At 56.5% G+C, this 10448-nt stretch carries 8 protein-coding genes and 1 pseudogene; 6 read left to right on the plus strand and 3 right to left on the minus strand.

The features are described from left to right. Positions 1–45: 45 nt before the first annotated feature. The 6 genes from ASG47_RS10940 to ASG47_RS20665 all read left to right on the plus strand — a co-directional run bounded on the left by ASG47_RS10940 (position 46) and on the right by ASG47_RS20665 (position 7127). The gene (locus ASG47_RS10940; RefSeq protein WP_061908805.1) at positions 46–1695 is read left to right on the plus strand and encodes a type I secretion system permease/ATPase; all 1650 of its coding nucleotides are present in this window, start codon (positions 46–48) and stop codon (positions 1693–1695) included. Then, positions 1692–3008: an HlyD family type I secretion periplasmic adaptor subunit gene (locus ASG47_RS10945; protein ID WP_061908807.1), complete on the plus strand. Its 1317-nt coding sequence runs from the start codon at positions 1692–1694 to the stop codon at positions 3006–3008. Before ASG47_RS10940 ends, ASG47_RS10945 begins: the two co-directional genes overlap by 4 nt. Before the next feature lie 274 nt (positions 3009–3282). Continuing rightward, on the plus strand, positions 3283–5583 hold the full coding sequence (locus ASG47_RS10950; protein ID WP_082511674.1) for a hypothetical protein: 2301 nt from the start codon (positions 3283–3285) through the stop codon (positions 5581–5583). A gap of 50 nt (positions 5584–5633) precedes the next feature. Beyond that, positions 5634–6341 carry a hypothetical protein gene (locus ASG47_RS10955; RefSeq protein ID WP_061908811.1) on the plus strand — a complete coding sequence of 236 codons (708 nt, stop codon included), beginning with the start codon at positions 5634–5636 and terminating at the stop codon, positions 6339–6341. 11 nt (positions 6342–6352) lie between these two features. Then, the gene (locus ASG47_RS10960) at positions 6353–6688 is read left to right on the plus strand and encodes a hypothetical protein (protein WP_061908813.1); all 336 of its coding nucleotides are present in this window, start codon (positions 6353–6355) and stop codon (positions 6686–6688) included. A gap of 157 nt (positions 6689–6845) precedes the next feature. Continuing rightward, on the plus strand, positions 6846–7127 hold the full coding sequence (locus ASG47_RS20665) for a hypothetical protein (RefSeq protein WP_156464064.1): 282 nt from the start codon (positions 6846–6848) through the stop codon (positions 7125–7127). 642 nt (positions 7128–7769) lie between these two features. Here the strand turns inward: ASG47_RS20665 and ASG47_RS20265 are convergent. From ASG47_RS20265 to istA, 3 genes and pseudogenes are all read right to left on the minus strand, one after another. After that, positions 7770–8063: ATP-binding protein (locus ASG47_RS20265; RefSeq protein ID WP_244487077.1), on the minus strand; the 294-nt coding region annotated here is incomplete at its 5' end. Between the two features lies 1 nt (position 8064). Further along, a pseudogene (istB, locus tag ASG47_RS10970) lies at positions 8065–8817 on the minus strand (IS21-like element helper ATPase IstB); the annotation flags it as partial. Further along, positions 8807–10336: an IS21 family transposase gene (gene istA / locus ASG47_RS10975; protein WP_061908938.1), complete on the minus strand. Its 1530-nt coding sequence runs from the start codon at positions 10334–10336 to the stop codon at positions 8807–8809. The gene istA and the pseudogene istB, both read right to left, overlap by 11 nt. Positions 10337–10448 lie beyond the last annotated feature (112 nt).

Consider the following 10448-nt stretch of genomic DNA (forward strand, 5'->3'; position numbering starts at 1 on the left):
AACGCAAAGTCTCTGACGAAGGGCCTTCGTGGCCCAATAGCGGCAATGGTTGTGCTCAGCGTGGTGTCCAACCTGCTGATGCTGACCGGACCACTGTTCATGCTGCAGGTATACGATCGGGTGCTGGCCAGTCGTTCGGTGCCCACATTGGTCGTGCTCACAATCTTGATAGCCGGGCTGTTCGCTTTCTACGCATTCTTAGATGCAATGCGATCGCGAATGTCCGCACGGTTTGCCAACGTGCTCGATTCCAAGATCTCGGGGCGACTCCTCTCGGCTGGCATCCGCATGCGTCTCTCAGCCGGAAGTCGGTCCAACCTCGACCCCGTACGCGATGGAGACGCCGTGCGGCAATTTTTGGCAAGTCCCGTCCCACTTACGCTGCTGGATCTGCCTTGGGTGCCTTTCTATTTGGGTCTGGTCTTCCTTTTTCATCCCTGGCTCGGATGGCTGGCGGTGGGCGGTAGCCTGGTAGTCGTGATGCTCATGATCGCCAATGAAGTTCTGTCGAAGCATCCGGCCAAAGAGACCACGTCGCAGCAGCAGTTGCGGCAAAGGCAGGCCGACGACGTTCGGCTCAATGCCGAAACCGTGGTTGCGATGGGAATGGGTGAGGCCCTTCAGCATCGATGGTCCAAACAGACCGATCGAATGCTCTCGGCCCAGGTTACTGCCGGCGACAGAGCAGCCTTCTTCTCAGCCACAACAAAAGGTCTCCGCTTTTTTCTGCAGTCGGCAGTCCTTGCTCTCGGCGCTTACCTTGTCATCCAGGGTTCGATGACCGCCGGCCTAATGATCGCCGCTTCGGTCGTCACGGCTCGCGGACTCGCTCCCGTGGAGCAAATCGTGGGTCAGTGGCGTGCTTTCGTTACGGCTCGGCAATCTTGGTCAAGGATCAAGGCCGTTTTGAGTAATGCCGAACGAAACGAGCGTGAAGTCGAGTTGTCTTTGCCGCGACAGACGCTGACAGTCAGAGGGTTGGCCACGGCACCTCAGGGTTCAAAATCTGCTCTTGTCGGTGGCGTCTCTTTTGACCTTTCCGCCGGAGAGGCAGTTGGTGTTCTGGGACCATCCGGATCGGGGAAATCGTCCCTGGCGAAAGGTCTTCTCGACATATGGCCCCATTTGGCAGGCGAGGTGCGCTTCGATGGAGCGCTGCTCTCCCACTACCGGTCCGGTCAGATCGGGCGGATATGCGGTTATCTCCCGCAGCGAGTGGAGTTGTTCGACGGTTCGGTCGCGGAGAACATTTCGCGTTTCGCAGCGGGAGCCGACAGCGAGCAGATCATCGCGGCCGCGATGACTGCCGGTGCGCACGAATTGATCAGCTCGCTTCCGGATGGCTACAACACGCGTGTGGGCGAACAAGGCGATCTGCTCAGCGCAGGACAGCGTCAGCGCATCGGCCTTGCTAGAGCAGTGTTCGGCTCTCCGTTTCTCATCGTGCTCGATGAACCAAACTCCAATCTGGATTCAGAGGGAGAAGCAGCTCTTTCAGCAGCCATCCAGAAGATGAAAGAACGTGGTTCTGTCGTCATCATCGTCGCACACAGACCAAGTGCGTTGAACACGGTCGATAAGGTTCTTTTCGTTCAGAACGGGCGACAAGCCGCCTTTGGACCCAAGGACGAAGTCCTGAAGAAAATCATGCAGCCGGCACAGAACGTCCTCCCGATCAAAGTGCCCGCCCAATGAGCGATGCAGTGCAAAACCGAAACGACTTGGCGAGCCTCAAGCTTCATGGCTGGATCGGCTTGATTTCGATCGTGGGTCTGTTCGGAGCGTTGATCGCTTGGGGCGCCACAACAGAAGTTTCAGGTGCGATCATTTCCCACGGGTCCTTGATGGTCCAATCCAGCGCCAAGCAGGTCCAACACCCTGAAGGCGGCGTCATCTCTCAGCTTCTCGTGCAAAATGAGGACAAGGTGCAGGCTGGCCAACTGCTTGCGTCGATCGATCAAACGTCAGCTGCTGCGGCCTTGGAATCGTCAGACGCGCAACTTCGTCAGCTTCTGATGCAAGAAGCGCGTCTCTTGGCCGAAGCGTCTGGAGACGCCACTTTCGAAATTCCAGAGAGTGCGACCAAATCCTTCTCCGAGGACGATTTGCGACCCGTGCAATTGCTCGAAGAGCGAATCCTCGGGGCTCGTCAAGCCACGCGTAAGGGAAGCATCGCCCAACTTCAGGAACAGGTGGTCCAGCTCGATCGTCAGGAAGATGGGCTGGTTCAGCAGCAGAAGGCGATCTCTGACCAAATTGGCATTCTTAAAAGCGAGCTAGCGGACTTCGATCACCTGTTCGCCAGCCAACTCGTCAATGAGAGTCGCGGAACCGCGTTGCACAAAGAGCTGGCGGTCGCACAAGGGCAATTGGGTCAGATCACGGCATCCATAGCCGAGGGACGCGCCGCATCCGCCGAGAAAACGTTGCAAATCTCTCAGATCGACTATGAACACCTGAATGCCGCTCTGAACGAATTGGCGCAGGTTCGCAGAAGCATCAATGAGGTTTCGCAGAGAAGGCTGGCAGAACAGGATCGGCTCAAGCGCACGGAGATACGTGCGCCCCAAAGCGGAATAATTCACGAGCTTGCCATCCACACTGAAGGCGGCGTCGTTCAAGCCGGCCAAACGTTGATGCTCGTCGTGCCAAGCGATGACCCTCTGATCGTGAATTCCAGGATCGAGATCGTCGATATTGATAAGGTTCATGTCGGCCAGGAGGTTGTTCTCCGGTTCTCCGGTCTGAACCCTCGGACCACTCCAGAACTGATTGGAGCAATCAGTGCGGTCGCTCCGGACGTTACCCGCGATCCCGCCACCGGTGCTGTCTTCTACTCGGTCCGAGTGGTGATAGCAGACGATGAGTTGGCGAAACTTCCGGAAGATATCGTGTTGGTAGCCGGCATGCCGGTTGAAGCCTATGTGCAGCTCTCGGACCGCGCAGTGTTGAGCTACATGTTTCAGCCATTCTGGGACCATTTGAGGCTGGCGCTGCGCGAGGAGTGAGCGCGGAAAGCCCTGATGAATCCTGCTAATTTCTCGGCGGATCCATCAAGCAGCTTCAGGCAGGCCATCACGAGAGCTCGTCAGAATGGGACTTGCAGTCGGCTTGTGCTGCTGAGCAGCTGGACTGGTACTGTTGTAGCCGTCGTCCTACTCAGGCTGGAAGCGTAATTACAGAGCTCGTACAGAACAAATGGTTTTGGGTCTTCCATCGATATTTCTAACATTTTTCAACCATGTATTTTGCAAACAACGCGGTTGATGTGCGGTTTTTTGTATGCAAAGTCTGTATAGATTTTTTGAGGGGTATGGAAATTTGTCAAGAATATTGAGTTCTTCAGACCTGGACTTGCTTAAAAGTCATGCTGATGCAGGCGATCGTGTGGCTTACTACTCGCAACTTTCGGCGTGGGGTTACGCCTATGGCGCACTTGCGCTCGGAGTGGTCACCCAAGAAACGCTGTCCGGGCGAACAGCCAATCGCTTCTTCATAAACCAATCGGGCGTCTTTGAGCCAGACGATCTGGCCACGGTAAGCCTTGCATTGATGAACTTTGACCTCGAAGCGCGTCGTGATGCCAATGGCAACGACATCGGCTACCATGCAATCTCAGAATATCATCGGGAAGCGTTCGAACTGGTTGGGGCCAATATCGATGCGTGGACGCCGACCAGAGCATTAAATGAACTTGATGAAGAAGACCGCGGTGCGTTGTGGATCTCGCTTCTAACGAGCGGAGAATTGTCCAGCGGCGCATCCCTGCTCCAACCGCTCCCTTGGCTTGAGCTGAACCCTAATGAAACAGGGGCTCAAGCACTTGAAAGACTTGCTCAATATGCGTGGGATCTCGGTTATGCCTCTCTGGAAGGTCTGCTCGGAGACTCCGGCGAGCTTGGTGGCTTTGAGCGTTCGATTGGCGACGGCAAGCTGATTGCCCTGATGAACACGCCTGACGTCGGCACAGGCACCGCTTTCGCGGACACGCTGATGGGGTATGCGGGAAATGATACCCTGTATGGAGGCTATGGAGCAGATCGATTGTATGGCGGCCAAGGCGACGACCAACTCTGGTCGGGAGCGATGGAAAGCGATGGCTTTCACTCGAGCGACGATGATGCTGATTGGCTGGTCGGGGGAACTGGTCACGACCACTATCATGGCGGTGGAGGCACGGTTTTCGCCCTAGTTGACGACTATTGGACCGAGTTGGGGCAGTTTGGGGACCTCAACCCTGAGGTCACAAGCCAGGTCGACCACATTTTCGATGAAGATGGCATCGGCAGTATCTACTATCCTTCCGCTTACTTCGACGACGCGCAAGGTTATTTTTATTCAGTTTGGTTCGAGACCGGCACAATAACAAGCTTTGCGGCGAGCTCGGATAGATGGGCGAACAATGCCTCCAGTTTCTATACAGAGCTGTCCGATGGCACGAGAATGTACGCGTTCTTGCTTGATCTGTACCCGGATGACGGCGTTAACGCTCTTGATCTGGTTTTGGCCCAGCATAGTGAGTATGTGACGGTATCGTACGTCATCAGAAACTTTTACCAAGGTGACTTCGGCATCCTTATCGATGGCTATGGGGAGATGCGCAACGCGCCGCCATCTGGGAATGGTGCAGGAGACATTCTGCAGGGAACTGCTGACAGCGATACGCTGATCGGCGGGGCTTTAAACGATAATATTGTCGGTGGCGCTGGGAACGACATTCTGGTTGGAAACAATGGCGACGACAGGATTTGGGGTCATGCGGGCGATGACACAATCATTGGCGGCGCCGGTGGGGACTATATGGATGGAGGGGACGGTTTCGATACCGTTTCATACGCCAGTGCCGGTGCGGGCATCTACATTCATTCCGGCAACCCTCAAGCAAATACCGGCGATGCGGCGGGCGACAGAATACTGAATTTCGAAGCCATCCGTGGTAGTGAGCATGCGGACGAACTCATCCTGGTTGAGAATGGGGCTTATGTCTTCGGCGGCGGAGGAGATGACACGGTCACTCTAGCAGGGGACGGCGGGTTCGTTTTCGGCGAATCGGGACATGATTCCGTTTTTGGGAGCGGCGGCGCTGACAGCATTTATGGCGATGCGGGAGATGATACGCTTTTCGGATACGGCGGAGACGACCTGATTGAGGGGGGCGCGGACAATGACACGGTCTATGGTGGCTCCGGAAGAGACAAACTCAATGGAGGATCCGGCAACGATTACCTTTACGGCGATGCGGATGACGACGAGCTGTACGGAGGCGATGGTACCGATGAGCTTTTTGGTGGTATGGGCGTCGACACACTCGACGGAGGAAGAGGGAACGATTGGCTCGTCGGCGGTGCGGGAGCCGACACTTTTGTGTTCGACGGCACTTTTGGCACGGACGGCGTAGCCGATTTCGAACTGGGGGTCGACAGTCTGCGTATTAGCAATCACGCTGGGTTGACATTCGATTCCATCATCGACGCCTCAAATGAATGGGGCGGCAATAGCTGGCTAAACGTTGGCGGGAACACGATTGTACTTTATGGTGTTGCTTTGTCGAATATCAGCTCTGAATACTTGTTGATCGCATAGATCACCGTTCTTTCGCATCTCGGGCTTCTAGTTTTATTGAAAGATGCAAAATGCGAGCACTCGGTATTGCGCTGATCTTCCTCGTGTTCTGCGGAGGGGCCAACGTCAAATCAACAGAAGTCGCAGCTTCGTGCGACTTCTCGAGAATTCCTGGGCCTGTCTACACGTATGAGATGACCTCAGGCGAAGGCGAGGTAACACTCCTTTTAATTCCGTACGAATACGTAGCGTCCATTACCTCCGGTCGAAGTCGTTATTCCTTGGCCCTGAGCGCATTGCGAGACAACCTCCTCCCAATGAGCGCTTCTCTGTCGTCTTCCCAAATCGCGCGGGAGGCAGCGAAAAGTGGGAGGATACTTGACTACCAGATCACCATCTATGCCACCAACAGCCTGCGCGCTAGACTCGACGCAATAGCGTGGACATATGGCTTCTCGATCAACTCCGACGAAATATTGCAAGCGAAGATGGACCCGAACGGCTTCCTCACGACTGCGGAACGGAAGCCATCGGTTCCTAAGGAGCATCCCCTTGCTACAGATTTATACTGGCAGTTGAATTCCAACGGCAAGATAGTTCGAATCGTGCATTGCCATCGCAGTGGTTTGGTTCCCACCCCGTACTGCAAGCATTATGTTCAAGATGGGTCGTTGGTGATCCAGTTCGACTATCCACTCAATGAACAGGCACTGTGGCGTGAGAACGAGTCTTCGGTATTGAGCCTGGTTGGATGTTTCAAAGAGCCATCCAGCTCTTGAAGACATTTTGCATGGCGGCGTTGGCAGACCTTCGCTCGATGAGGACCTGCTGCCGCAACCGCAGGCATTCCTCTTCCTTGTCGGAAATCAGCGGGCTGCACATCATCGCCGCTCCATTCCGCGCCTTGGTTGCGATCCAGCGATCTTTCCAGAAAATGCCTCATACTCGGAAACCAGTTCCTGGATCGGTCGTCCCGATCGTTCAGGAGCAACGACAGTCGCACATCACGGGCCACTCCGGAGAGGACATCTCCAGAAAGTACTGCGACTATCTGGTGCAAACGTTGTCACAGGCAATCGAGAAGAAGCCGCGCCACGACATCGCCGATGATCTTTGCTCCACTTGATACCGTGCGAAGGCAAGGCAGCGGTGGTCGGACCGAAATTGTCGTTGTAAGGAGGCAAGTCGAGAGTAGCTTCAAAAGCATCCTGTCTATCGCTGTCCTCTCGTCTCAAGCGTTACCGTCGGATCAGATAGACGCCGCAGCATGCCAGGGAGGCGCAATGCAAGACTACGTCGATGAATTGAGCGGTGCACTGACCGAGCGATACAAGCTCTACCTGCAGACCTTCATGATCGACGTCTGGAACGACAAAAGGGCGATCGGATTTCGGTTCGGATACTCTTTGCGCCATGACAGCAAGCTTCACACCCGAGTCTTCAAGATTGGCGCTGCAGATGCGATCACGAGTGCGGAACGCCTCGCCATCATCGACGCGATGTTCGCGGAGATCGAGGATCACCTCGACGAGACCATCGCCGCAAGTCTCGTAGAACTGAACTGATCGGTTCATGGCTTCCACGACGACTCGACACCACCGCTTCTGTGGTCGGGTCCGATCTGACGGCGTTGAGCGGGGTCGTGTTGCGCTTCCATGTCCGGCCCGATGTGTTCGGCTAAATCCTTCCAGAGCCCTCAACGTGCGTAGTTCGCCAAGTGCCACTGCTGTCCATAGGAGAGCGGCCTGATTGACTCGACTCGGTCCCGCCCTCGCGCTTCACAAGCAATGCGGTGATGCCCACGGTCCAAAGCCTAAACCGCCGAAATCATTGACATCGGTCGTCATGGCGATCCTTCAAAAATCAATCGAGCGCATTGTTCTTCGTTCCATGTCCTAAGCCGCGACATCTCGTGTTGACGAGCTCTGCCACGGCGTGGACAACCACAGCTCGCTCGGCAATTCCTCATCTGGCAGGATGTCGTGACGAGAAGAACGGCGAGGAAGACCTCGTTCGGCGAAAAACGAAGTCTTCCACAACCACTGCCGCCCAGGCTGTTGATTTCCGCCGAGAAGTGCCCCGGGTTTTCCATTGAGAAGTGACCCGCCTGTTAGTTTTGTTTCGGGTCGGCTGCTGCGGTCAAGGGTCTAGATGTTGATTTCCGCCGAGAAGTGCCCCGGGTTTTCCATTGAGAAGTGACCCGCCTGTTAGTTTTGTTTCGGGTCGGCTGCTGCGGTCAAGGGTCTAGGTTTCTCCTTTGGTTTTGGCGGCGGATGGGCTGAGCTGTTCTTGAAGCGGAAGCTGTCGTTTCCGGTCTCCAGAATGTGGCAGTGATGGGTGAGCCGGTCGAGCAGCGCAGTGGTCATCTTGGCATCGCCGAAGACGCTGGCCCATTCGCTGAAGCGTAAGCGCCAAGGCGCCCCCGTCTGACGCATTGGCTTGAGTTGGATTATTTGCACGTCTGATTTGATGACGGTGTGAGTTTCTATGTCTGCTCCTATNGGCGTCGACGAAGCCCATGTTCTTGAAGCGGAAGCTGTCGTTTCCGGTCTCCAGAATGTGGCAGTGATGGGTGAGCCGGTCGAGCAGCGCAGTGGTCATCTTGGCATCGCCGAAGACGCTGGCCCATTCGCTGAAGCTGAGATTGGTGGTGATGATCACGCTGGTGTGCTCGTAGAGCCTGCTGAGCAGGTGGAAGAGCAAGGCGCCACCTGAAGCACTGAATGGCAGATATCCCAGCTCGTCGAGAATGACGAGATCGGCGTGGGCAAGTCGACCGGCAATCTGACCAGCTCGACCCTGCATTTTCTCCTGCTCGAGCGCGTTGACCAATTCGACGGTCGAGAAGAAGCGAACACGCTTTTGATGGTGCTCGATCGCCTGCACACCGATGGCAGTGGCAATGTGGGTCTTGCCTGTTCCTGGTCCGCCAACCAGCACGATATTGTTGGCCTGTTCGATGAAGTCGCAGCGATGAAGCTGGCGCACCAGTGCCTCGTTGATCTCGCTGCTAGAGAAGTCGAAGCCATTGAGGTCGCGATAGGCAGGGAAGCGAGCGGTCTTGAGCTGGTAAGCGGTCGATCGAACCTCCCTCTCTGCCGTCTCGGCCTTGAGCAGTTGCGACAGGATCGGGATGGCAGCCTCGAAGGCGGGAGCACCTTGCTCGGTCAACTCGCCCACGGCCTGGGCCATGCCATGCATCTTGAGGCTTTTGAGCATGATGATAACGGCGCCGGCGGCAGGGTTATGACGCATGACGGGTCTCCGCTGCTTTGCGCAGCGCGTCATAGCGCTCGACATTGGCCTTGGGCTCCTTGGTCAGCACCAGAGCCTGGGGCGCATTGATGGTCGGCGGTGTAATGGCCTTGCCGTCAACCAGACGATGCAGCAGGTTCAACACGTGGGTCTTGGTGGGCACACCCGCCGTCAGCGCCATCTCCACGGCCACGAGCACGGCATTCTCGTCGTGCTGCAGCACCAGCGCCAGGATCTCGACCATCTCCCGATCACCGCCCGGCTTCTTGAGCAGGTGCTGCTGCAGAGTTCTGAAGGCATCTGGCAGTTCGGCAAAAGGCGCGCCATTGCGTAGCGCGCCCGGTTTGCGCTGCACCACAGCGAGATAGTGGCGCCAATCGTAAACTGTCCGGCCGGGCTGATCATGGGAGCGATCGATGATGCGATGGTGCTCGCAGATGACCATGCCCTCGGCCGCGACAACGATCCGATCGGGATAGACCCTGAGACTGACCGGTCGATTGGCAAACGAGGCCGGCACGCTGTAGCGGTTGCGGTCCAGGTGCACGAGGCAGGTTGGCGTGACCCGCTTGGTATATTCGACAAAGCCATCAAACGGCCGCGATGCCGGCATGAGGCTTGGCACTTCCTCCGCCCAGAGATCGGCAATAGTGCCACCCATTCTGCCGTGAGCGGTCTGGGACCAGAGTTCCTTGCAACGACTCTCCAACCAGTCGTTGAGCGCGTCCAGCGTTGGAAAGCGGGGGATGGGCTGCCAGAGCCGGTGGCGAGCGTCCTGCACGTTCTTTTCGACCTGACCCTTCTCCCAGCCTGAGGCGGGATTGCAGAACTCAGGTTCGAACAGATAGTGGCTCGCCATGGCCAGGAACCGAGCATTGACGTCCCGCTCCTTGCCGCGGCCGACCCTGTCGATGGCGGTCCGCATGTTGTCATAGATGCCACGCTGCGGAATGCCGCCAAGTACCCGGAAGGCATGGGTATGAGCATCGAACAGCATCTCGTGGGTTTGCAGCAGATAGGCCCGGACGATGAAGGCTCGGCTATAACTGAGCTTGGTATGCGCCACCTGCAGCTTGGTACGCTCACTGCCGATGATAGCCCAGTCTTCGGACCAGTCAAACTGGAAGGCCTCCCCAGGGGCAAAGCTCAGCGGCACGAATGTCCCGCGACCTGTGGTCTGCAGCTCACGCTGCCGGTCCGCTCGCCACTCTCGGGCAAAGGCTGCCACTCGATTGTAGGACCCCTCGAACCCCAGGCTCACCAGATTGGCGTGAAGCTGTTTGAGGGTTTGCTTTTGCTTGCGCGGCCTATTGGCTTCCGTCTTCAACCATGCCGCCAGCCGATCCGCGAAGGGATCCAGTTTGCTCGGTCTATCGGGGACCTTGAACTGCGGCTCGACGCCGTCGGATCGAAGATATTTGCGAATGGTGTTCCGGGAAAGACCGGTCCTGCGGCCGATCTCCCGGATCGATAGATGCTCTCGAAAATGCCAGCGTCGGATAACGCTCAGTAACGCCATGTCGATCACTCCACAGCCCCCGCTGAAAACAGCCAGGGCACGGTTGGAACATGGGTCAAATCTCGATGGAAATAGTCCCGCCTAACGGGTCACTTCTCAGTGGCAATCAACA

The organism is Devosia sp. Leaf420 (assembly GCF_001425445.1).
Taxonomy (GTDB): Bacteria; Pseudomonadota; Alphaproteobacteria; order Rhizobiales; family Devosiaceae; genus Devosia.

Coding starts and splice junctions, on each gene's coding strand:
- ASG47_RS10955 (WP_061908811.1), top strand. CDS start 5,634: ATGCGAGCACTCGGTATTGCGCTGATCTTCCTCGTGTTCTGCGGAGGG.
- ASG47_RS10940 (WP_061908805.1), top strand. CDS start 46: ATGGTTGTGCTCAGCGTGGTGTCCAACCTGCTGATGCTGACCGGACCA.
- ASG47_RS10950 (WP_082511674.1), top strand. CDS start 3,283: ATGCAAAGTCTGTATAGATTTTTTGAGGGGTATGGAAATTTGTCAAGA.
- ASG47_RS20665 (WP_156464064.1), top strand. CDS start 6,846: ATGCAAGACTACGTCGATGAATTGAGCGGTGCACTGACCGAGCGATAC.
- ASG47_RS10960 (WP_061908813.1), top strand. CDS start 6,353: ATGGCGGCGTTGGCAGACCTTCGCTCGATGAGGACCTGCTGCCGCAAC.
- ASG47_RS10945 (WP_061908807.1), top strand. CDS start 1,692: ATGAGCGATGCAGTGCAAAACCGAAACGACTTGGCGAGCCTCAAGCTT.
- istA (WP_061908938.1), bottom strand. CDS start 10,336: ATGGCGTTACTGAGCGTTATCCGACGCTGGCATTTTCGAGAGCATCTA.